The sequence below is a fragment of the Pseudomonas sp. LjRoot277 genome, assembly GCF_964253845.1.
Taxonomy (GTDB): Bacteria; Pseudomonadota; Gammaproteobacteria; order Pseudomonadales; family Pseudomonadaceae; genus Aquipseudomonas.
In genome coordinates this window covers 1,280,420-1,300,904 of sequence record NZ_CAXURI020000001.1, presented here as the reverse complement: position 1 = coordinate 1,300,904, position 20,485 = coordinate 1,280,420, and the positions used below count along the sequence as shown (strand labels likewise).

21 protein-coding genes are annotated in these 20,485 nt (G+C 59.2%); 12 read left to right on the top strand and 9 right to left on the bottom strand.

Annotation, left to right across the window (positions count from 1 at the left end):
• Positions 1-107: 107 nt before the first annotated feature.
• Complete coding sequence (locus ACSQ87_RS06170) at positions 108-1,424, bottom strand: CynX/NimT family MFS transporter (protein ID WP_223429693.1); 1,317 nt, start codon at positions 1,422-1,424, stop codon at positions 108-110.
• Positions 1,414-2,073: a FadR/GntR family transcriptional regulator gene (locus ACSQ87_RS06165; protein ID WP_223429692.1), complete on the bottom strand. Its 660-nt coding sequence runs from the start codon at positions 2,071-2,073 to the stop codon at positions 1,414-1,416. Before ACSQ87_RS06165 ends, ACSQ87_RS06170 begins: the two co-directional genes overlap by 11 nt.
• 165 nt (positions 2,074-2,238) lie before the next feature.
• Between ACSQ87_RS06165 and ACSQ87_RS06160 the strand changes: the two genes are divergently transcribed.
• The gene (locus ACSQ87_RS06160) at positions 2,239-2,550 is read left to right on the top strand and encodes a type II toxin-antitoxin system MqsR family toxin (protein WP_436273540.1); all 312 of its coding nucleotides are present in this window, start codon (positions 2,239-2,241) and stop codon (positions 2,548-2,550) included.
• Positions 2,547-3,035, top strand: coding sequence for a type II toxin-antitoxin system MqsA family antitoxin (locus tag ACSQ87_RS06155; RefSeq protein ID WP_223429690.1), 489 nt, complete (start codon positions 2,547-2,549; stop codon positions 3,033-3,035). The genes ACSQ87_RS06160 and ACSQ87_RS06155 overlap by 4 nt, the downstream gene beginning before the upstream one ends.
• Positions 3,036-3,093: 58 nt before the next feature.
• On the opposite strand, the gene ACSQ87_RS06150 is transcribed toward ACSQ87_RS06155, so the two are convergent.
• From ACSQ87_RS06150 to ACSQ87_RS06135, 4 genes are all read right to left on the bottom strand, one after another.
• Entirely contained in the window at positions 3,094-3,858 is a 765-nt protein-coding gene (locus tag ACSQ87_RS06150; RefSeq protein ID WP_008147575.1) for an amino acid ABC transporter ATP-binding protein, read from the bottom strand.
• Between the two features lie 10 nt (positions 3,859-3,868).
• On the bottom strand, positions 3,869-4,966 hold the full coding sequence (locus ACSQ87_RS06145; protein WP_223429689.1) for an amino acid ABC transporter permease: 1,098 nt from the start codon (positions 4,964-4,966) through the stop codon (positions 3,869-3,871).
• 10 nt (positions 4,967-4,976) lie between these two features.
• Complete coding sequence (locus ACSQ87_RS06140) at positions 4,977-6,158, bottom strand: amino acid ABC transporter permease (protein WP_223429688.1); 1,182 nt, start codon at positions 6,156-6,158, stop codon at positions 4,977-4,979.
• A 65-nt stretch (positions 6,159-6,223) separates the two neighbouring features.
• Positions 6,224-7,252, bottom strand: a complete 1,029-nt coding sequence (locus ACSQ87_RS06135; RefSeq protein WP_223429687.1) for an amino acid ABC transporter substrate-binding protein — start codon at positions 7,250-7,252, stop codon at positions 6,224-6,226.
• 467 nt (positions 7,253-7,719) lie between these two features.
• Here ACSQ87_RS06135 and ACSQ87_RS06130 point away from each other — a divergent pair, with 467 nt between their 5' ends.
• From ACSQ87_RS06130 to ACSQ87_RS06110, 5 genes are all read left to right on the top strand, one after another.
• A complete protein-coding gene (locus tag ACSQ87_RS06130) occupies positions 7,720-8,376 on the top strand; it encodes an alpha/beta hydrolase (protein ID WP_436273539.1) in 657 nt (218 codons plus the stop codon).
• 98 nt (positions 8,377-8,474) lie between these two features.
• Positions 8,475-9,962, top strand: coding sequence for an ATP-dependent RNA helicase RhlB (rhlB, locus tag ACSQ87_RS06125; RefSeq protein WP_095130527.1), 1,488 nt, complete (start codon positions 8,475-8,477; stop codon positions 9,960-9,962).
• Positions 9,963-10,088: 126 nt separating this feature from the next.
• A complete protein-coding gene (locus ACSQ87_RS06120) occupies positions 10,089-11,036 on the top strand; it encodes an ornithine cyclodeaminase family protein (protein WP_436273538.1) in 948 nt (315 codons plus the stop codon).
• A 147-nt stretch (positions 11,037-11,183) separates the two neighbouring features.
• A complete protein-coding gene (locus tag ACSQ87_RS06115) occupies positions 11,184-12,311 on the top strand; it encodes an NAD(P)/FAD-dependent oxidoreductase (RefSeq protein ID WP_436273537.1) in 1,128 nt (375 codons plus the stop codon).
• 92 nt (positions 12,312-12,403) lie between these two features.
• A complete protein-coding gene (locus ACSQ87_RS06110; protein WP_223429683.1) occupies positions 12,404-13,060 on the top strand; it encodes a helix-turn-helix transcriptional regulator in 657 nt (218 codons plus the stop codon).
• 113 nt (positions 13,061-13,173) lie between these two features.
• Here ACSQ87_RS06110 and hmpA read toward each other — a convergent pair whose 3' ends face one another.
• The gene (gene hmpA / locus ACSQ87_RS06105; RefSeq protein ID WP_223429682.1) at positions 13,174-14,355 is read right to left on the bottom strand and encodes an NO-inducible flavohemoprotein; all 1,182 of its coding nucleotides are present in this window, start codon (positions 14,353-14,355) and stop codon (positions 13,174-13,176) included.
• A 156-nt stretch (positions 14,356-14,511) separates the two neighbouring features.
• Here hmpA and norR point away from each other — a divergent pair, with 156 nt between their 5' ends.
• From norR to ACSQ87_RS06080, 5 genes are all read left to right on the top strand, one after another.
• On the top strand, positions 14,512-16,062 hold the full coding sequence (gene norR / locus ACSQ87_RS06100) for a nitric oxide reductase transcriptional regulator NorR (protein WP_150654727.1): 1,551 nt from the start codon (positions 14,512-14,514) through the stop codon (positions 16,060-16,062).
• Positions 16,063-16,331: 269 nt separating this feature from the next.
• Positions 16,332-17,234 carry a chemotaxis protein CheV gene (locus tag ACSQ87_RS06095; protein WP_008147551.1) on the top strand — a complete coding sequence of 301 codons (903 nt, stop codon included), beginning with the start codon at positions 16,332-16,334 and terminating at the stop codon, positions 17,232-17,234.
• 27 nt (positions 17,235-17,261) lie between these two features.
• Positions 17,262-17,720, top strand: a complete 459-nt coding sequence (locus ACSQ87_RS06090; RefSeq protein ID WP_436273536.1) for a GNAT family N-acetyltransferase — start codon at positions 17,262-17,264, stop codon at positions 17,718-17,720.
• Between the two features lie 70 nt (positions 17,721-17,790).
• Positions 17,791-17,916 carry a hypothetical protein gene (locus ACSQ87_RS06085; protein ID WP_436275128.1) on the top strand — a complete coding sequence of 42 codons (126 nt, stop codon included), beginning with the start codon at positions 17,791-17,793 and terminating at the stop codon, positions 17,914-17,916.
• An 83-nt stretch (positions 17,917-17,999) separates the two neighbouring features.
• Entirely contained in the window at positions 18,000-18,749 is a 750-nt protein-coding gene (locus tag ACSQ87_RS06080) for a YkgJ family cysteine cluster protein (protein WP_436273535.1), read from the top strand.
• Between the two features lie 60 nt (positions 18,750-18,809).
• Here the strand turns inward: ACSQ87_RS06080 and ACSQ87_RS06075 are convergent, their stop codons facing one another.
• Both ACSQ87_RS06075 and ACSQ87_RS06070 read right to left on the bottom strand, forming a co-directional pair.
• The gene (locus ACSQ87_RS06075) at positions 18,810-19,949 is read right to left on the bottom strand and encodes a transporter substrate-binding domain-containing protein (RefSeq protein ID WP_223429753.1); all 1,140 of its coding nucleotides are present in this window, start codon (positions 19,947-19,949) and stop codon (positions 18,810-18,812) included.
• Positions 19,950-20,091: 142 nt separating this feature from the next.
• Positions 20,092-20,349 carry a hypothetical protein gene (locus ACSQ87_RS06070; RefSeq protein WP_150654724.1) on the bottom strand — a complete coding sequence of 86 codons (258 nt, stop codon included), beginning with the start codon at positions 20,347-20,349 and terminating at the stop codon, positions 20,092-20,094.
• Positions 20,350-20,485: the final 136 nt, after the last annotated feature.

The following is a 20,485-nucleotide window of genomic DNA, read 5'->3' as shown; positions in this document are numbered from 1 at the left end:
GGCTCCCTGATGTGCAAAGTGGTTTCAAAGGATTGCCTGCACGATAGTCAACAAAGGCGCGAAACACTATCGGCATTCGTGAGCCGAATACCGACAGTGTGCGGGTGTCAGACCTTTTCGCTTTCGACCTGGACGTACAGCGAACGGCCGGCACCGAGACCAGCGATGATCGCCCCCAGGCCGATGATGCCGAAAATCCAGCCCAAGGCGTTCCAGCCGCCGGTCCAGTCATGCACGATGCCGACCGCGAACGGGCCCATGGACGCCAGGGTGTAACCGAAGCCCTGGGCCATGCTCGACAGGTTCGCCGCGACATGGGCGTCCCGCGAACGCAGCACGATCAAGGTCAACGCCAGACTGAACGTACCGCCCTGCCCCAGCCCCAGCAGGATCGCCCAGCCCCACAAGCCTTCGATCGGTGCGTAGAGGCAACCGAACAACCCGCCAAGGGTCAGCAGCATGACGATGACGATCGCCAGACGCTGATCCTTGCCACGCGTCGCCAGCCATGGCGCCGCCAGTGAACTCGCCAACTGAACAATGACCGAGCCTGACAGCACCAGACCCGCCTGGGTCGGCGTCAGGCCGCGACCGATCAGGATCGATGGCAACCAGCCGAACACGATGTAGGCCAGAGAAGATTGCAGGCCCATGTAGAGCGTCACTTGCCAGGCCAGTGGATCACGCAGCAGACCGCGAACCCGATACGCGACGTTGTGCGCGCCGTGTTTCTGGCCGACTTGTGGCAACCAGAAAATCGCCGCGACCAATGCCGGAACCACCCAGAAGCCGAGGCCCAAGGCCCAGCTCTTGTCGAAATGCTCGCTCAACGGCACGGTCGCGCCCGCAGCCATCGCCGCCCCAAGGCACAGAGCCATGGTGTAGACGCCGGTCATGGTGCCCGCGTGCTTTGCGAAGTCGCGTTTAACGATGCCGGGCAGCAATACGCCGATCACACCGATGCTGGCACCGGCCAATACGCTGCCGGCAAACAGGCCGATCTCGCCGAACGAACTGCGCAGGATGATCCCGCCGGCCAACATCAAGAGAATGCCCAACACCACTCGCTCGGCGCCGAAACGTCGTGCCAGCACGGGCGCCAGCGGTGCAAACAAGCCGAGGCACAGCACCGGCAACGTCGTCAGCAAACCGGCCTGGGCTGCCGACAAACCGAGGGTTTTCGAAACCTCGCTGAGCATCGGCGCCATGCTCGACAGCGCCGGGCGCAGGTTCAGCGCCACCAGAATCAGACCCAGCAACAACAGCCACGGCCGCCGCAGGATCGGGTGACTTTGCTGGACCTGTTCGTCATCCGCCTCGGCGTCGATCAGCAGCTCTTCGAGCTCCGCCGTGCGCTTGGCCTGGGGAATGCTGCTGTTGTTGACCTGCTGGCTGGACATGGGGTTCTCGGTTTCAAGGTTCATTGATCAACTGCCTCGACAGGGCTTTAGCCCGTTCCGGGTCGCGTTGTTCGACTGCATCAAGCAGTGCGATATGAAGGTCGAACACCTCTTGGCGTCGAGGGGAAATGTTCAGGGTCTCGCGCAGTTGCGCACCGATGACGCTGGAAAAATAGCGATACAACTCGCTGAGGGTCGGGTTGTGCGCGGCGTCAACCAGTCGACGGTGAAACACCAGATCGCAGGCGATATAGGTGTCGAGATCGCCGTGGTAGTGACTGCCACTGACACCCAACGCCTCGCGCAATGCCACCAGGTCTTCGTCGGTACGACGCAATGCGGCCAGGCCGATGGCCTCGACTTCCAGAATGTGCCGAGTCTCCCGGGCTTGTTCGTGGGAGCAGCGGGACAACGCCTTCAGGGTGTCGAGCGGATCGACCACCGCCCGCAAATAGCTGCCGTCGCCCTGACGGATTTCGATCAACCCGGAAAACGCCAGTACGCGCATGGCTTCACGCACGGTATTGCGGCTGATGCCCAGCTCGGCGGACAGCTCGGGTTCGGTGGGCAGGCGCTGGCCGACCGTCCACACGCCTTCGGTGATGCGCAGGCGTAACTGGTCCAGTGCCTGGTCGACCAGGGACCGTTTAACTAGCGGAGAAATGTCTGACATAGGATTCGCCCTTTCATCCAATCATAGGATGAATTTTCTGACATGTTAGTCAGCTTCGTCCGAGAGGACAACCGCCTAGGGTTAAAGGGCGGGAAAAGGAGCGGGATTTTCGATTGTTAAAATTACCCTTTAAGGGTAATTTTTATCTCAGAGTTGAAGTGTCTTATGGAAACGAACACACCTCATTACGACTTGGCGGTGGTCAAGGCGGAGGTTGCCAGGATGGGGGTCCATGCTCTCACTAACAAAGCGCTGGAGACAGGCAGGAGCATGGGACTCAATTACAAGAGCATGCAAAAGGTCATTTATGCGCTGGAGAGAAGGATGCTCTACAAATCCATGACCACTTATTTGGATCACCGAACCTGGCAGGACGTTTACCACGCAAAACTTAATGATCAGGAGATTTACATTAAAGTGACCTACTGCCCCGGTGGTGGCGCCCCAGTGATCTCCTTCAAGGAGAAAAACCTATGAAGATACGGCAATGCATGAGCTGTGGCGCCCGCGACGGCATGCATCACTTCGTCGATCGCAGTCTCACCGTCAATTACAAGCAAATGTCGCGACTGGTACACGATCTAGCCGGTTGGGAATGCAAGCTGTGTGGTGAAATCATCTTCGATGACACTACAGACAGCGCCGAACGATACGTCGATGCAGGCGATCAACTGCTGGAAGACTGCTTTCAAGTCATGGGATCCGAGATAAAACGTATCCGCCGCAAATTGCACCTCACGCAGAAAGACGCGGTGAAGCTACTCTCCGGCGGCGGGCACAATGCGTTTTCCCGCTATGAGCGCGGTGAACTTGCCCCTCCTCAACCGCTATTTACCCTGATGCGCTTGCTGGATCGTCACCCGCATCTGATGGCCGAGGTGCATGCGCTCAGCGAGGGCGCCGATTTAAAGCAGCTGTTGGCGACACGTCATCCAGAACAAGAAACCGTTCTGACGCAATAACCTCAGAAAAAAATAAACCCGGAACACTGTCCGGGTTTATTTCACTGCCAAGCGCCAATCAATGCAGGATCTGGCTCAAGAACAGCTTGGTACGCTCATTCTGCGGGTTATCGAAGAAGTCGTTCGGCGCAGCCTGTTCGACGATTTCGCCCTTGTCCATGAAGATCACACGGTTGGCCACGGTGCGGGCGAAGCCCATTTCGTGGGTCACGCAGAGCATGGTCATGCCGTCTTCGGCCAGGCCGATCATGGTGTCCAGCACCTCTTTCACCATTTCCGGGTCGAGTGCCGAGGTCGGTTCGTCGAACAGCATGATTTTCGGTTTCATGCACAGAGCACGGGCAATCGCCACGCGCTGTTGCTGACCGCCGGACAGTTGCCCCGGGAATTTATGCGCCTGCTCTGGAATGCGGACGCGTTCCAGGTAGTGCATGGCGATTTCTTCGGCCTTGCGCTTGGGCATCTTGCGCACCCACATCGGTGCCAGCGTGCAGTTCTGCAGGATGGTCAGGTGCGGGAACAGGTTGAAGTGCTGGAACACCATGCCGACTTCACGGCGGACCGATTCGATCTGCTTGAGGTCGTTGGTCAGCTCCACGCCATCGACCACGATGCGGCCCTGCTGGTGTTCTTCCAGACGGTTGAGGCAACGAATGGTGGTGGATTTGCCGGAACCCGACGGGCCGCAGAGGACGATACGCTCGCCCTGTTTAACGTTCAGGTTGATGTCTTTCAACACGTGGAACTGGCCGTACCACTTGTTCACGCCCTGCATCTGAATAATGCCTTCAGGGCTCACAGGCTTTTTGATTGCTTCGCTCATTACAGAACTCCTAACGCTTGTGGCCAGTGTCGAGCTTGCGTTCCAGATGCATGGAATAGCGCGACATACCAAAACAGAAAATCCAGAACACCAGGGCCGCGAACACATAGCCTTCGGTGGCCATGCCCAACCATTTCGGGTCGGCGGCGGCTTGTTTGACGCTGTTGAGCAAGTCGAACAGGCCGATGATGATCACCAGGCTCGTGTCCTTGAACAGCGCGATGAAGGTGTTGACGATGCCGGGGATCACCAGCTTCAGGGCTTGCGGCAGAATCACCAGGCCCATGCTGCGCCAGTAGCCGAGGCCCATCGCTGCAGCCGCTTCGTACTGACCTTTGGGAATCGCTTGCAGACCGCCACGCACCACTTCGGCCACGTAGGCCGACTGGAACAGGATCACGCCGATCAGTGCCCGCAACAGTTTGTCGAAGTTCATGCCTTCAGGCAGGAACAACGGCAGCATCACCGAGGACATGAACAGCACCGTAATCAACGGTACGCCGCGCCAGAACTCGATGAAAGTCACGCAGACCACACGAATCGCCGGCATGTTCGAACGACGGCCCAGCGCCAGGACGATCCCCAGCGGCAACGCACCGGCAATACCGACGGTGGCGATCACCAGGGTCAGCATCAGCCCGCCCCATTGGCTGGTCGCCACGGTGCTCAGACCGAAGAGGCCGCCATGCAGCAGGAAGTAGGCAATGATCGGGTACAAGAAGAGGAAGCTCAGGCCATACACCGCTTTACGGTGAAAGCGCGAGATAAACAACGGTGCCACGCCGATGACCGCCAGCCACACGGTCAGGTCCACGCGCCAGCGCAGGTCTGCCGGGTAGTAGCCGTACATGAACTGGCCGAAGCGCTGTTGGATGAACACCCAGCAGGCGCCCTCCTTCGTGCAGTCGGCGCGCGTGGTGCCGACCCAGTTGGCATCGAGGATCGCCCAGCTCAGGATCGGCGGCACCACTAGGTAAATCAGATAGAACGCGAACAGGGTCAGCAAGGTGTTAAGCCAGCTGGAGAACATGTTCGCGCGCATCCACGCCACCACACCGATGCTTCTGTTCGGTGGAGGCATGTCAGGCTTGAAAGTATGAGTCGTCATGCGCTTTTCCTTACCGCTCGATCAGCGCAATGCGCTTGTTGTACCAGTTCATCAGCAGGGAAATGCTGATACTGATCGCCAGGTACACGCTCATGGTGATGGCAATCACCTCGATCGCCTGCCCGGTCTGGTTCAGCACCGTACCGGCAAACAACGAGACCATTTCCGGATAACCGATACCGGCCGCCAGCGAGGAGTTCTTCGCCAGGTTCAGGTATTGGCTGGTCAGCGGTGGAATGATCACGCGCAGGGCTTGCGGGATGATCACCTTGCGCAGGGTCGGACCGTTGCGCAACCCCAACGAGTGCGCCGCTTCCGTCTGGCCGTGGCTGACCGACTTGATGCCCGAACGCACGATCTCGGCAATGAACGCCGCGGTGTACACCGTCAGGGCCAGGGTCAGCGCCAGCAGTTCCGGGATCAGCACCCAGCCACCGACGAAGTTGAAGCCTTGCAGCTTCGGCATTTCCCAGTGCACGGGCGCGCCAAAGATCAATGCGCACAGCGCAGGGATCGCAAAGAACAGCGCCAGACCGACCCAGAATTTGTGGAACGGTACACCGGTCGCTTCGAAGCGTTTGGTCGCCCAGCGGCTCATCAGCACGATGGCGACAATGGCCACGACGATGCTGACCACAAACGGCCAGAAACCGTCCGCCGTCAACGCGGCCGGCATGTTCAGGCCGCGACTGCTGACAAAGAAGGTGTCACCGAAGTTATGGCTGTTGCGTGGCCCCGGCATGGTCAGGAACACCGCGAAGTACCAGAACAGGATTTGCAGCAGCGGCGGAATGTTACGGAAAACCTCTACATACACCGTCGCCAGCTTGGCAATGATCCAGTTCTTCGACAGCCGTGACACACCAACGATGAACCCGAGGATCGTCGCCAGGATCACGCCGATGAAGGTCACCAGCAGCGTGTTGAGCAGGCCGATGACAAACACCCGGGCATACGTGTCCGATTCGGTGTAGTCGATCAGGTGCTGAGCGATGCCGAAACCGGCACTGCGCTCCAGAAAGCTGAAGCCGGAGGTAATGCCCCGGTGTTGAAGGTTGGTCTGCGTATTGTCGAACAGATACCAGCCCATCGAGACCACCGCCACAATGGTGATGATCTGAAATAGCCACGCACGCACTTTTGGATCGCTGAGGCTGAGCCTCTGCTTTGGTGCGCCGATTGAATTTTGCATGAAGTGCCCCGCAAATAATGGAACAGAACATCACCCGGTGGTTGGCCCACCGGGTGATAGAACCATCAGCGCACTGGTGGTGCGTATTGAATGCCGCCGTTGTTCCACAGGCCGTTCAGCCCGCGGTCGATGGCCAGTGGAGTGCCCTTGCCGAGGTTTTTCTCGAACACTTCACCGTAGTTACCCACTTGCTTGACGATCTGAACGACCCAGTCCTTCTTCACTTTCAGGTCTTTGCCGTATTCACCGTCAGCGCCCAGCAGACGAGCAACGTCCGGGTTCTTGGTGGCTTTGGCTTCAGCTTCAACGTTTTTCTGGGTGATACCCATTTCTTCAGCGTTGAGCATCGCGAACAGGGTCCACTTGACGATGCTGAACCACTCTTCGTCGCCTTTACGCACGACCGGGCCCAAAGGCTCCTTGGAGATGGTTTCCGGCAGAACGACGTAGTCGGTCGGGGTCGCCAGCTTGCTGCGTTGTGCGTAGAGCTGGGATTTGTCGGAGGTCAGCACGTCGCAACGACCGGATTCCAGCGACTTGGCGCTTTCATCGGAGGTGTCGAAGGTGATCGGGGTGTATTTCAGACCGTTACCGCGGAAGTAGTCGGAAACGTTCAGCTCGGTGGTGGTACCGGCTTGAATGCAGATGGTGGCGCCGTCGAGCTCTTTAGCGCTCTTCACACCCAGCTTGTTGTTCACCAGGAAGCCGATGCCGTCGTAGTAAGTCACACCGGCAAACACCAGGCCCATGCCCGAATCGCGGGAGCTGGTCCAGGTGGTGTTACGCGACAGCACGTCGATTTCGCCGGACTGCAGCGCGGTGAAGCGCTCTTTGGCGTTCAACTGGCTGAATTTGACCTTGGTCGCATCGCCGAAAACGGCAGCGGCCACAGCGCGGCAGACGTCAGCATCGATGCCGATGATCTTGCCAGTCGAGTCCGGTACCGAGAAACCAGGCAGACCGTCACTGACGCCGCACTGTACGAAACCTTTCTTCTGCACTGCATCCAGGGTTGCACCCGCCTGAGCGAACCCACTGACACCGAGTACTGCGGCTGCAGTCACGATAGCCAGGGTGGATTTCAACATCTTCATTCAAACCTCCAGTTTTGCTCTTGTTGTGTCGGAGCTTGAGTCCAGTCGCACCCTTATGAGGCGTTGTTGACCCGTGTTGGCTTTTTTTGGGGTCAACCGACGTAAGACCTGCGCTATGAGTCTAGTAGGAGAAAATCCACATCATGGACAACTCACTTCTCACCAATCGGCCGAACGGGCTGTAGCCCTTTCACGTTCGCGAAGCCCGTAGCGGCCACTGGCGAACATCCATCACCGGATTCTTTGCTATCCCACCGCCAGCAGTACACTGATAGTGTTACCGCAAGGCGCGAGATGGGTTGCACCGTTTCCCCATAGCAAAGCCCGTACCAGACCGCTCGCTGAAGCGATTTAGCGACAGGTCAATAGCAAAACTTGTAGCCTTGCGACATCTTCTTAACTGATCAACCAGGCACGCCCTTAGACCTCGCACTCAATGAGAGCGCCTGCACAACATTGGAGCAACCATGACCGAGCCCTTGATTCTTCAGCCCGTCAAGCCCGCAGATGCCTGCGTTATCTGGCTGCACGGCCTGGGCGCCGATCGCTATGACTTCTTGCCGGTGGCCGAGGTGTTGCAGGAAAGCCTGCTGACCACCCGCTTCGTTCTCCCCCAGGCACCGACCTGCGCCGTGACCATCAATGGTGGTTACGAGATGCCGAGCTGGTACGACATATTGGCCATGAGCCCCGCGCGCGCGATCAACCGCGAGCAGCTGGAAGCGTCCGCACAACGGGTCTTTGATTTGATCGAAGAGCAGAAGGCCGGCGGAATAGACGCCTCGCGCATCTTTCTTGCTGGTTTTTCCCAAGGTGGCGCGGTGGTATTGCACACAGCCTTTCTGAAATGGCAGGGGCCGTTGGGTGGCGTACTTGCCCTCTCGACCTATGCACCGACCTTCAGCGATGAACTGGAGCTTTCCGCCAGCCAGCAGCGCATTCCCGTGCTGTCTTTACACGGCCAGTACGATGACGTCGTTCAAAACTCCATGGGCCGCACCGCCTACGAGTATTTAAAGCAGCATGGTGTCACCGTGACATGGCAGGAATACCCAATGGGTCACGAAGTGTTACCCGAGGAAATTCGCGACATTGGTGTCTGGCTCGCCGAGCGCTTGCGTTAACTGTTTAGGTGAAAAGCAGCCCATTGATCCATCCCACTACGCCGCGCCCGATTCTTGCATTACACTGGCCGGCGTATATTCCTTAACCAATTGATGAGATGACCGTGCTCAAAGCACTCAAGAAAATGTTCGGTAAAAGCGAGACTGAGCAGCTCGCGCCAGTCTCCAGCGCTCCGTCTCACCATCCCAGCCACCGCACCGACGGTAATCAGTCTGGCCGGACCGCAACCGTAGCGGTACCGAAGCACGAGCCGATGACCACACCGGCCGTCCAACCCGTTGAGGCTCAGGCCTCTGAAGAACCGAGCAGCGAAGCTGCGAAACCTGCCCGACCGCGTCGCGAACCGAAGCCAAAAGCACCGGTTATCCCCTGGAAACTCGAAGACTTCGCCGTCGAACCCCAGGAAGGCAAAACCCGATTCCACGATTTCAAACTCGCCCCCGAACTGATGCACGCCATCCAGGACCTGGGCTTCCCGTATTGCACGCCGATCCAGGCTCAGGTGTTGGGCTTTACCCTCGCGGGCAAAGACGCCATCGGTCGCGCCCAGACCGGCACCGGCAAAACCGCAGCGTTCCTGATTTCGATCATCACCCAGTTGCTGGAAACTCCGCCGCCGAAAGAGCGTTACATGGGCGAGCCGCGGGCGCTGATCATTGCACCGACCCGTGAACTGGTGGTGCAGATTGCCAAGGACGCAGCCGACCTGACCAAATACACCGGCCTCAACGTCATGACGTTTGTCGGCGGCATGGACTTCGACAAGCAACTCAAGCACCTCGAAGCCCGTCATTGCGACATCCTCGTGGCCACACCGGGCCGCCTGCTCGACTTCAACCAGCGCGGCGACGTGCACCTGGACATGGTCGAAGTCATGGTCCTGGACGAAGCCGACCGGATGCTCGACATGGGTTTCATCCCACAAGTGCGTCAGATCATTCGCCAGACCCCGCCGAAGAACGAGCGTCAGACGTTGCTGTTCTCCGCAACCTTCACCGAAGACGTGATGAACCTCGCAAAGCAATGGACCACCGACCCGTCGATCGTCGAGATCGAGTCGCAGAACGTGGCCAGCGAAAACGTCGAGCAACACATCTACGCCGTCGCCGGTGCCGACAAATACAAACTGCTCTACAACCTGGTCAACGACAACGGTTGGGAGCGGGTGATGGTGTTCGCCAACCGCAAGGATGAAGTGCGGCGCATCGAAGAACGCCTGGTGCGTGACGGAGTCAACGCCGCGCAACTCTCCGGCGACGTGCCGCAGCACAAGCGCATCAAGACCCTGGAAGGTTTCCGCGAAGGCAAGATCCGCGTCCTGGTCGCCACCGATGTGGCCGGTCGCGGCATTCACATCGACGGTATCAGCCACGTGATCAACTTCACCCTGCCGGAAGTCCCGGACGACTACGTGCATCGCATCGGTCGTACCGGTCGTGCCGGCGCCGATGGTGTGTCCATCAGTTTTGCCGGTGAAGACGACTCCTACCAGCTACCGTCCATCGAGGCGCTGCTGGGTCGCAAGATCAGCTGCGAAACGCCACCGACGCATCTGCTGCGGGCGGTTGAGCGCAAGCGCCCGTAACGCGGGTCGCATTAAAAGAGGCGCAGCCGGCAACGGACTGCGCTTTTTTTTCGTCCGGACATTGATCGAGACAACTAAAAGTCCATAATGGACAAATTAGTTTACTTCCAGCTCCCGGAGCCGACCATGTCCAGTACGCCTTACGTGATCACCCAACCTCAGGCCCGCGAGCTGCTGGCGCAGGTCGACGTACCTCAGATCCTGCGCAAACTGTTCCGCGACCTGGCCGCCGGGCAAGCTGTGCAACCGGCGCAGCAACTGGTGGAGTTCCCGCAGGGCGCTGGCGACTTCATCAACTACCTGGGTGTGCTGGCCGAAGACGGCGTTTACGGGGTCAAGACTTCGCCATACATCGTGCGTGAACAAGGCCCGCTGGTGACCGCCTGGACGCTGCTGATGTCGATGCAGACCGGCCAGCCGCTGTTGCTCTGCGACGCCGGTGAACTGACCACGGCACGCACCGCCGCAACAACCGCAGTGGCGGTCGACGCCCTCGCCCCGCTCAAGGCCGAACGCCTGGCAATCATCGGCAGCGGCAAGGTCGCCCAGGCGCACCTGCACTACGTCAAAGGTCTGCGCGACTGGCAGAGCATCAGCCTCTACTCGCCGAGCCTGAGCGACAAGAATCCCGAGGTATTGGCGCAGCTCCAAAGTCTCGATCATCGGCTGACCATCGTCGACAGTCGTGAAGCAGCGGTTCAAGACGCCGACGTAATCATGCTCTGCACCTCGTCCGCAGGACCGGTGATCGACCCGTCTAGCTTGAGCAAACCGGCGCTGATCACCTCCATCAGCACCAACGCGCCGCGTGCCCACGAAGTGCCGCCGCAGAGCCTCAATGACATGCAAGTGTTCTGCGATTATCGCCTGACCACCCCGGGCTCGGCCGGCGAGATGCTGATTGCCGGTGAACAACATGGCTGGGACAAAAACGCGATCATCGGCGACCTGCCCGATCTGCTCAGCGAAAAAGTGCAGCGCCCTGGCTACGACCGTCATGTGTTCTTCCGCTCCATTGGTCTGGGCCTGGAAGACATCGCGCTGGCCAATGCCATCTACCGCCTACAGCACTAACACCACAAACCCTGTAGGAGCGGGCTTGCTCGCGAAAGCGGTCTGACATTCACCGATGATGTCGACTGACACACCGCTTTCGCGAGCAAGCCCGCTCCCACAAGGATCATCTACACATTTGGCATTTGCGCCCATCAGGAGACGTTCATGAGCCAGGCAGATTTCATTATCATTGGCGGCGGGATTGCCGGCGCTTCCACCGGTTTCTGGTTGTCGCAGCACGCCCGAGTGATCGTGCTCGAACGCGAGTCCCATCCGGCTTACCACTCCACCGGACGTTCAGCCGCACTGTTCACTGCCGCCTACGGCACGCCTCAAGTTCGGGCGCTGACCCAGGCCAGCCGCGACTTCTTCGACGCGCCGCCGGCCGGTTTCTGCGAACACCCGCTGCTGACCCCGCGTGGCGAGATGACCGTGGACTTCACCGGTGACCCGGACGAGCTGAACAATCAATACCTGAGCGCCAAAGCCACGGTGCCGGAGATGCAGCTAATCAGCGCCGACGAGGCCTGCGTGCGCCTGCCGATTCTGCGCCGGGAAAAAGTCCATGGTGCGATTTACGACCCGACTGCCAGCGACATCGATACCGATGCCTTGCACCAGGGTTACCTGCGCGGTATCCGACGCAACAAAGGTGAAGTTCATACCGACAGCGAAGTCATGGGCCTGACCCGTGACGTCGAAGGTATGTGGCACGTGCAAACCAGCGGTCAGACCTTCAGCGCCCCGATCATCATCAACGCGGCAGGCGCCTGGGCCGACAAAATCGGCGAGCTGGCCGGTGCCAAACCTCTGGGCCTGCAACCCAAGCGCCGTGCGGCATTCATCTTCGCCGGCCCCGAGGGCGTGGACATCCACCACTGGCCAATGCTGGTCAGCCTCGACGAATCCTTCTACATGAAGCCCGACGCCGGAATGTTCCTCGGCTCGCCAGCCAACGCCGACCCGGTGGAACCGCACGACGTTCAGCCCGAAGAGTTGGACATCGCAATGGGCATCTACCAGATCGAAGAAGCCACCACCCTGACCATCCGCCGTCCGACCCGCACCTGGGCCGGCTTGCGCAGTTTCGTGAGCGACGGTGATTTGCTGTCCGGTTTCGATCCGCAGGTGCCGGGGTTATTCTGGGTAGCGGCACAAGGCGGTTATGGTATTCAGACCTCGCCAGCCATGGGCCAGGCCAGCGCTGCACTGGTGCGCGGTGAAGCCTTGCCCGAGCAACTGACTCGCTTCGGTCTGAACACCCAGATGCTCTCCCCGACACGACTGGGCTGACTTTCGGACCCAGGTGACGTGTCGACACGATTGCGGCAAACTTCCAGCGCCCTTTTTTGACGGGGCGCTGATGCTGTCTGGAGCTCCACTTTATGAACGCCCAAGAACAAGAACCAGCCGGTGATGACTCTGCATTGAAGAGCTCGCCGCTGGACAACTTCCGCGCGATCGCCGATGCCATCGCCACGTTGTTCTTTCCTCACGCCGAGGTGGTGCTGCACGATCTGCGCACACAGAAGGTCGACTACATCGCCAACAACCTGTCCAAACGGGAAATCGGTGACGACTCGGCGCTGGAGGACATGCTCAGCGAAGAGATCAACGAACGAAACATCGGGCCGTACGAAAAGCTCAATTGGGATGGCCAGAAGATTCGCAGCCTGAGCAGTGTGCTGCGCGACAGCGAAGGTCATCCGCTGGCGGTGCTGTGCATTAATCTGAATATTTCGTTGTTCGAAAATGCCAAGGCTGCACTGGATCTATTCCTGTCGCCGAGCAAGTTGATTCCGCAACCGGAATCGCTGTTTCGCGATGACTGGCAGGAGCGGATCAATACCTTCCTCCACGCCTGGCTGCGCGAGCGTCAGCTGAGCCTGAACCTGCTGACCCGTGACCATAAGCGCGAACTGGTGCTGGCACTGCACGCCGAAGGCGCCTTCAAAGGCAAAAGCGCCTCCAACTATGTGGCGAACGTGCTGAACATGGGGCGGGCGACGGTGTACAAACATTTGAAAGAACTGAAGGGCTGAAACCTGTGGCGAGGGAGTTTGCTCCCGCTGGACTGCGCAGCAGTCCCCTTCTTTTCAGTTAGAGAGTGGGGCCGCTTCGCGCCCCAGCGGGAGCAAGCTCCCTCGCCACAGCGTTACTCCAGTGCCGAAGCCGGCCCGAAGAATTCGTAACGGCTTTGCTTCTCCGGTACACCCAGCGCTTTCAGGTGACGCTTGACCGCCGCCATGAAGCCTTTAGGTCCGAGGAAGTAAGCGTCCAGGTCGCGTTGCTGCGGCAACCACTCGCCCAGTTGCTCCTGGCTCAACAGGCCAACCTTGTGCGCCGCCGGGCTCACGCCATCATCTTCGTCGTAGCAATAGAAGCGCTTGAGTTGCGGGTGACGCTCGGCCAAGCCATCGATCCAGTCGCGGAAAGCATGAACGCTACCGTTACGCGCGCAGTGGATAAAGTGCACCGGCCGTTCGGTCGCCAGCGCCGCTTCGAGCATCGCCAGCGTCGGAGTGATGCCCACGCCGCCGCTGATCAGCACCAGCGGTTTATCGCTGTCGGTCAGGGTGAATTCGCCCGATGGCGGGAACAACTCAATTTTTGCGCCAACATGCAGTTGATCGTGCAGATGGTTGGAGGCGCGACCACCGGTTTCACGTTTAACGCTGATCCGGTACTGGCCCTTGTTGGCCAGGGCCGACAGCGAATAGTTACGACGAATCTCTTCGCCATCGAGGATCAGTTTCATACCGATGTACTGGCCAGGTTCTGCCGCCAGAATCGGGCCTTTGTCCGCTGGTTCGAAGTAGAACGAAATAATTTCCGCACTTTCCTCGACCTTGGCCACCACGATGAATTCCCGCGCCCCGCGCCAGCCGCCCGGTGCCTGCTCCTTCTGGTCGTAGATGCTGGTTTCGGCGCCGATCAGGATGTCGGCCAATTGACCGTAAGCAGCCCCCCAGGCGGCCATCACTTCAGGTGTGGCGATCTCGTCGCCCAGCACTTCGGAGATGGCTCGCAGCAGGCAGGCGCCGACAATCGGGTAGTGTTCCGGGAGGATTTGCAGGGCCACGTGCTTGTTGATGATCTTGGCCACCAGGTCGCCCAACTGGTCGAGTTGGTCGATGTGACGCGCATACATCAAAACACCGTTGGCCAAAGCGCGCGGCTGATCACCGCTGGCTTGGTGAGCCTGGTTGAACAGCGGACGGACTTCCGGGTACTCGGACAGCATCATGCGGTAGAAATGAGTGATCAACGCTTCGCCACCGCTTTCCAGCAAGGGCACGGTGGATTTGACGATTGCACGGTCTTGAACGCTAAGCATAAGGCGACTCCTGAACTACTTGGATTGCTAACTGATTGCCTTGTACTTATCAGTTTCCGTGCCAGAAAATAAAACCTTATAAATCAATATGTTAAATTCTTTATAGTCATATCGACACACCCTGACTTATAGTCATACCGACTACACGGAGTCACTATGACTGCAAAAGCCTTGCTCACCACCCTGCTGCCACTGGTCGCCGACCTGTCCCGCGAACTCCCCGAAGGCGAGCGTTATCGGCGCTTGCTTGAAGCCATGCGCGCCCTGCTCCCCTGCGATGCTGCCGCACTGCTGCGCCTCGATGGCGAATGGCTGGTGCCACTGGCCGTCGACGGGTTGAGTACCGACACCCTCGGCCGACGCTTCAAAGTCAGCGAACACCCGCGTTTCGAAGCGCTGCTCAGCAGCCACGGTCCGACCCGTTTCGCCGCCGACAGCGACTTGCCCGACCCTTACGACGGACTGGTCGATGGCCTCGATGATCATCTGGAAGTCCACGACTGCATGGGTTGCCCGCTGTTTATCGATGAGCGTCCGTGGGGTTTGCTGACCCTCGACGCACTCGATCCGGAGCGCTTCGAACCGATCGAACTGGACGCCCTGGAAGCCTTCGCCAGCCTCGCCGCCGCAACGGTCAACGCCGCCGAGCGCATCGAACGCCTGGCCAATCGTGTCGAAGACGAACACCAGCGTGCCGAGGTTTACCGACAAGCCAGCGGCCAGCAAAACCGCGAGATGATTGGCCAGAGCAAGGCCCACAAACGGCTGGTGGAAGAAATCAATCTGGTGGGCGGCAGCGATCTGACCGTGCTGATCACCGGCGAAACCGGGGTCGGCAAGGAACTGGTCGCCCAAGCCATCCACGCCGCATCGCCTCGGGCCGACAAGCCGATCATCAGCCTCAACTGTGCCGCGCTGCCGGACACGCTGGTGGAGAGCGAACTGTTCGGCCACGTCCGCGGCGCCTTCACCGGTGCGATGAACGATCGACGCGGCAAGTTTGAACTGGCCAATGGCGGCACGCTGTTTCTCGATGAAGTCGGTGAGCTGTCCCTGACCGTCCAGGCCAAATTGCTGCGAGTTCTGCAAAGCGGTCAGCTTCAGCGATTGGGCTCGGATAAAGAGCATCTGGTCGACGTACGTCTGATCGCCGCGACCAACCGCGACCTGGCCGAGGAAGTGCGCAGCGGCCGCTACCGTGCCGACTTCTATCACCGCCTGAGCGTTTATCCGTTGCTGGTGCCAGCACTGCGTGACCGTGGGCGGGATGTGCTGTTGCTCAGCGGCTACTTCCTGGAGCAAAACCGCTCCCGCATGGGCCTCAACAGCCTGCGCCTGAACAGCGATGCGCAGGCTGCATTGCTGGCGTATGCATGGCCGGGAAATGTGCGCGAGCTGGAGCATTTGATTGGCCGCAGTGCCTTGAAGGCGCTGGGTAATTGCAAGGAACGGCCGAAGATTCTGAGTTTGAGCGCGGCGGATCTGGATTTGCCCACTGGCAGCGTTGAGCTTACAACCGAGCCAGCCCCTGTCAGCCCTGCTGCTTTGGTCTCGGGAGACTTGCGGGCAGCGACCGAGGATTATCAGCGTCGACTGATCGACGCCTGTCTGGAACGGCACCATAACAATTGGGCGAGCGCGGCGCGTGAGCTAGGCTTGGATCGGGCGAATCTTGGGCGGATGGCCAAACGCCTCGGCATGAAGTAACCCGGTTATTGTGGCGAGGGAGCTTGCTCCCGCTCGGTTGCGCAGCAGCCGCACTACCAGCGATTGCGTACTGCCAGATATAACACGATGCCTATTTTGGGAGTGCTTCGCACTCCAACGGGAGCAAGCTCCCTCGCCACAGGGTTCACCGTTTGACCAGGGGGTAGGCATTTGGCCTAAAGCCTGCCCACAACAAGTCGATAACCCGGCATCGATAGCTGCTGGCGATCCTCGCGGTCGCCCATCACCTTTTTCCACAGAAGGTTTTTATGTCTTCAAACAAAGCCCGCGCAGATTCACTTTCGCTTCTGCTGTTTACCTTGCGCAGCGGCAAGCTGATGGCGATCAACCTGCTGAAAGTCAGTGAAATCATTCCCTGCCCGCCGCTGACCAAGCTGCCGGAGTCGCACCCACACGTCAAAGGCATCGCCACCCTGCGCGGTGCCTCGTTGTCGGTGATCGACCTCAGCCGTGCCATCGGCGAACGACCGCTGGAAGACCCGAACGGTGGCTGCCTGATCGTCACCGATGTCAGCCGCTCCAAGCAGGGTTTGCACGTTCAAGCCGTGAGCAAGATCGTCCACTGCCTGACCACCGACATCCGTCCGCCGCCCTTTGGCTCTGGCGGCGTGCGTTCGTACATCACGGGCGTGACCTCGGTCGACGGCACGTTGGTACAGGTCCTGGACATCGAAAAAGTCATCCATGGCATCGCCCCGGCGCAGATCGAAACGGCCCCGACCGAACTGAGCATGGAAGACGCTGAAGTACTCGGCAACGCGCGGATTCTGGTGGTCGATGACAGCCAGGTGGCGTTGCAGCAATCGGTGCATACCCTGCGCAACCTCGGCCTGCAATGCCACACCGCCCGCAGTGCAAAGGAAGCCATCGACTGCCTGTTGGATCTGCAAGGCACGGCCCAGCAGATCAACCTGATCGTCTCGGACATCGAAATGTCGGAGATGGACGGCTACGCCTTCACCCGAACCTTGCGTGAAACCCCGGATTTCTCGCACCTCTATGTGTTGCTCCACACTTCTTTGGACAGCGCGATGAACAGCGAAAAGGCCCGTCTTGCCGGCGCGAACGCGGTGTTGACCAAGTTCTCCTCGCCAGAACTGACCAAGTGCCTGATCGAAGCGGCCAAGGCGGTCGCTGAACAAGGTCATTGAGGCTTGAGCAAGGACTTCTGCTTTCTGATGCGGCGCAACCTCGCTGAAGTTGTGCCTGCGATCACTTGGCCTCAGGGAATCGTCCTCAGCGACTACCGCCCCTATCTGGCTGAAGCCGTTCATCGTTTGATGGAACTGGGTTATCAACAAGGTGGCGGTCGCGTGCCGGCACTGGACGTCTGGCAACAGCGTTTTGAAACCGATCCTGAATATGATCCGAGCCTGTGCTTCATTGCCCTGGATGCCGAAGGTATCGTCGGCGTGTGCCAGTGCTGGACAAGTGCCTACATCAAAAACCTGGTGGTGCATCCACGAGCTCAGGGGCAAGGATCAGGACGCGCGTTGCTGCTACATGCTTTCAAGATATTTCAGCAACGACGCGAAGGTTTTGTGGATTTGAAGGTGTTGGAAGACAACCTTCGGGCGCGGCGTTTGTATGAAAACGCCGGAATGCGTGTGATCCGTCGGGAACCGGTTCCGGCCTGACATCGGCCAATCCAAACCTCTTGAGGCATACTCCAACCTCGGCCAACACAAGCCCAAGGATGCCTGTCCCATGAAAGCTGTCACCCTGACTTTCTTCTGCCTCGCCGCCCTCGCCACCCAGGCCCACGCCTCCAGCTCCGACGCCTGGGCCGCTTACGACAAAGCGGTGCTCGCCAGTTGCAGCAAGGCGCAGTGACTGGCGCATAACTTGCTTCGATAGCGGCCTTTGCGGTGGCATTCTGTCGCCGTTTCATGTCCTTTTATGCGACTGGCCGTTCAATGAATACGACGTTTTCCTGCGTAGGCTGTGGCAAATGCTGCAACGACCACCACGTGCCCCTGACCCTGCCCGAAGCCCGGATGTGGGCGGCCGATGGCGGTCAGGTGATCGTGTTGGTGGAAGGTTTCCTGGGCAATGGCCTGGGCCTGCCAGTGCAGCAACGCGAACACGCCGAACGCCGTTCGGTGAGGGTTCGAAGCGGCGCATCCGAGGCGTACATAGCCATCACCTTTGCCGCCTACAACGTCGGTCCTTGCCAGAATCTTGACGAAGACAACCTCTGCCGTATCTACGAACGCCGGCCGCTGGTGTGCCGCATCTACCCGATGGAAATCAATCCGCACATTCCCCTGAACACCGCCGTAAAGGAATGTCCTCCCGAGTCGTGGGAAAAGGGACCGGATCTGATTGTGGGTGGTGAATTGGTGGATCAGGAACTGGTCGGATTAATCCAGCGTTCCCGTCAGGCGGATCGCGATGACATTCGGACCAAGGATGCGATTTGCGCGCTGCTGGGGATTCGGACTACAGCGTTGAAGGGTGATGGGTTCACCGCTTATCTGCCGGACATGACCGCGTTTGCGAGGGTCATCGATCAGGTTGCGGCTCAGCCAGTGGTCGGGTCAGGCGCTGACTGGTTGTTTCATGTGTCGGGCGAGGACATCGCCGGGCAAGTGCAGGCGGCCGGTGCGCAAGTGGTGACAGATACGCCAGTGAACTATGCGTTTATTTCGTTGCGGGCAGCCTAAGACGCAAGGCTTCGGAACCACTGCGCAATCCCGTTGCGCAGTGGCTCGTCGTCAAAAGAATTAGCTGGCCGTCACCGCCAGACATTCCACTTCTACCTGCGCGTTCTCGACCAACTTGCCAGCAAACGTTGTACGTGCGGGCAAACGATCCGCTGGAAAGAAACTGCGATACACAGCATTCATGGCGGAAAAATCCCTTATGTCGGCAAGGATGACCGTGCATTTGGCCACTTGAGCCAGGGACGAACCGCTGCGTTGCAGCGCGGTACGCAAGTTCTCCATGACCTGGGTCGTCTGCGGGCCGATGCCGCCCTTCACCAGTTCACCATCAGCCCCCAGGCCGAGCACCCCGGAAAGGTAAATGGTCTCGCCGACCTGCACCGCATCGGAGAATGCCAGACCTTCCTCATTCGGAAAGTAGCGTGGTGAGTCTGGCGCTGCGGGCGGCAAATAACGTTGGGTAATCGCCTGGTACTGGCCATTTTGCTTAAGACGCTCAAGCGCCGCATTCAGGTTATCGCGCAGCAGGGTGTCGGTTTTTCGCACAGCCATGGCCACACCGCTCCCCAGCATGGGGTCCTTGAGCGCCGGACCGACAAAATCGAAACCTTGCCCCTGAGGCTGACTTAAAAGCGCCTGGGTGATTTCAATCGAGTCTTGCAGGGTCGCGTCGAGCTCACCCGCCAGCAGGCTGGCGACCAATTGGTTGTTGAAATTGAAACTGTGCACCGTCACCCCGGCCGCCGCCCAGCGAGCCTTGGCGAAAGCCTCGCGACTTGTGCCCGCAAGGACGCCGACACGCTTGCCCTTGAGTGATTGCGCATCCGGCTGCAGATTCGAGCCCACACGAGCCACCAGACGGTTACTCAAGGGATACAGGTCTTCGGTGAAATCAACCCGCTCGCGACGCGAAGAGGTGGCGGTCATCGGCATGATCACGTCGAAACGGTTGGCTTCAAGGGCATGAATGTTGGTCGCGTAATCCTGATCAACCCAGACACAGCGGGATTTGAGTTCGGCACACAGCGCGTTGCCCAACTCGACGTTCAATCCGACCAGCTCACCCTTGTCGTTACGGCTCTCGAACGGCGGAACCAGCGCTTCGACACCGAAACGGATCTGTGGATCGGGCACAGACGACATGCAGCCAGTGGTCAGGGCCACCAGCGACAGTAGAGAGAGGGTTTTTACCAGAGACATTTTGGCGGCCTTCATCGAAAATTCATGGGCATGAATCTTCGACGAGTGGCCACCGACTTACCCAGAGGACGAATCGCCCATCTTTGTAGGAACTATCTCAATGACAGGAAGAACAATTACCGCTCAACAAAATGCCTGACAGTCAGCGTTTACCCATTGAGCGACGAGTGCCGGGAGGCGCGGCGCCGGGGGTCTTGGTATGGCCATTCTTGGCGCCATTCTTGTACCAGGGCTGGCTGGCGTTCTTCGCTCCAGCCAACTCACCCGGTTTGAACGGGAACTTGAACGCCGGGATCGCGGCCTTGGTTTCGCTGTCTGCGCTGGAGTCGACGCTGTCTGGCAGGTCTGCCTGGTCGTCGCTCAAAGCGTCGGCAACCGGCGGTTGTGTCGGGGAAGTCATGAAAGCTCCGGGTGATGCCATAGAGTCGGGCCCGGTCAGCGAGCCGCGAAAGGCGGCAGTATACCTGTGTCGGAAGCAGCAAGCTTCAAGCCGTAAGCGAGTCCGTCGGGTTTTGTGTCTTGGTCGGCTACCTGCC

Excerpts from the sequence above, each read along its gene's own strand:
- ACSQ87_RS06120 (WP_436273538.1), top strand. The coding sequence starts at position 10,089 with ATGTCCAGTACGCCTTACGTGATCACCCAACCTCAGGCCCGCGAGCTG.
- ACSQ87_RS06135 (WP_223429687.1), bottom strand. The coding sequence starts at position 7,252 with ATGAAGATGTTGAAATCCACCCTGGCTATCGTGACTGCAGCCGCAGTA.
- ACSQ87_RS06150 (WP_008147575.1), bottom strand. The coding sequence starts at position 3,858 with ATGAGCGAAGCAATCAAAAAGCCTGTGAGCCCTGAAGGCATTATTCAG.
- ACSQ87_RS06090 (WP_436273536.1), top strand. The coding sequence starts at position 17,262 with ATGCGGCGCAACCTCGCTGAAGTTGTGCCTGCGATCACTTGGCCTCAG.
- ACSQ87_RS06160 (WP_436273540.1), top strand. The coding sequence starts at position 2,239 with ATGGAAACGAACACACCTCATTACGACTTGGCGGTGGTCAAGGCGGAG.
- norR (WP_150654727.1), top strand. The coding sequence starts at position 14,512 with ATGACTGCAAAAGCCTTGCTCACCACCCTGCTGCCACTGGTCGCCGAC.
- ACSQ87_RS06070 (WP_150654724.1), bottom strand. The coding sequence starts at position 20,349 with ATGACTTCCCCGACACAACCGCCGGTTGCCGACGCTTTGAGCGACGAC.
- ACSQ87_RS06075 (WP_223429753.1), bottom strand. The coding sequence starts at position 19,949 with ATGTCTCTGGTAAAAACCCTCTCTCTACTGTCGCTGGTGGCCCTGACC.
- ACSQ87_RS06080 (WP_436273535.1), top strand. The coding sequence starts at position 18,000 with ATGAATACGACGTTTTCCTGCGTAGGCTGTGGCAAATGCTGCAACGAC.
- ACSQ87_RS06085 (WP_436275128.1), top strand. The coding sequence starts at position 17,791 with ATGAAAGCTGTCACCCTGACTTTCTTCTGCCTCGCCGCCCTCGCCACC.
- ACSQ87_RS06145 (WP_223429689.1), bottom strand. The coding sequence starts at position 4,966 with ATGACGACTCATACTTTCAAGCCTGACATGCCTCCACCGAACAGAAGC.
- ACSQ87_RS06140 (WP_223429688.1), bottom strand. The coding sequence starts at position 6,158 with ATGCAAAATTCAATCGGCGCACCAAAGCAGAGGCTCAGCCTCAGCGAT.
- ACSQ87_RS06155 (WP_223429690.1), top strand. The coding sequence starts at position 2,547 with ATGAAGATACGGCAATGCATGAGCTGTGGCGCCCGCGACGGCATGCAT.
- rhlB (WP_095130527.1), top strand. The coding sequence starts at position 8,475 with ATGACCGTGCTCAAAGCACTCAAGAAAATGTTCGGTAAAAGCGAGACT.
- ACSQ87_RS06165 (WP_223429692.1), bottom strand. The coding sequence starts at position 2,073 with ATGTCAGACATTTCTCCGCTAGTTAAACGGTCCCTGGTCGACCAGGCA.
- ACSQ87_RS06110 (WP_223429683.1), top strand. The coding sequence starts at position 12,404 with ATGAACGCCCAAGAACAAGAACCAGCCGGTGATGACTCTGCATTGAAG.
- ACSQ87_RS06130 (WP_436273539.1), top strand. The coding sequence starts at position 7,720 with ATGACCGAGCCCTTGATTCTTCAGCCCGTCAAGCCCGCAGATGCCTGC.
- ACSQ87_RS06095 (WP_008147551.1), top strand. The coding sequence starts at position 16,332 with ATGTCTTCAAACAAAGCCCGCGCAGATTCACTTTCGCTTCTGCTGTTT.
- hmpA (WP_223429682.1), bottom strand. The coding sequence starts at position 14,355 with ATGCTTAGCGTTCAAGACCGTGCAATCGTCAAATCCACCGTGCCCTTG.
- ACSQ87_RS06170 (WP_223429693.1), bottom strand. The coding sequence starts at position 1,424 with ATGAACCTTGAAACCGAGAACCCCATGTCCAGCCAGCAGGTCAACAAC.
- ACSQ87_RS06115 (WP_436273537.1), top strand. The coding sequence starts at position 11,184 with ATGAGCCAGGCAGATTTCATTATCATTGGCGGCGGGATTGCCGGCGCT.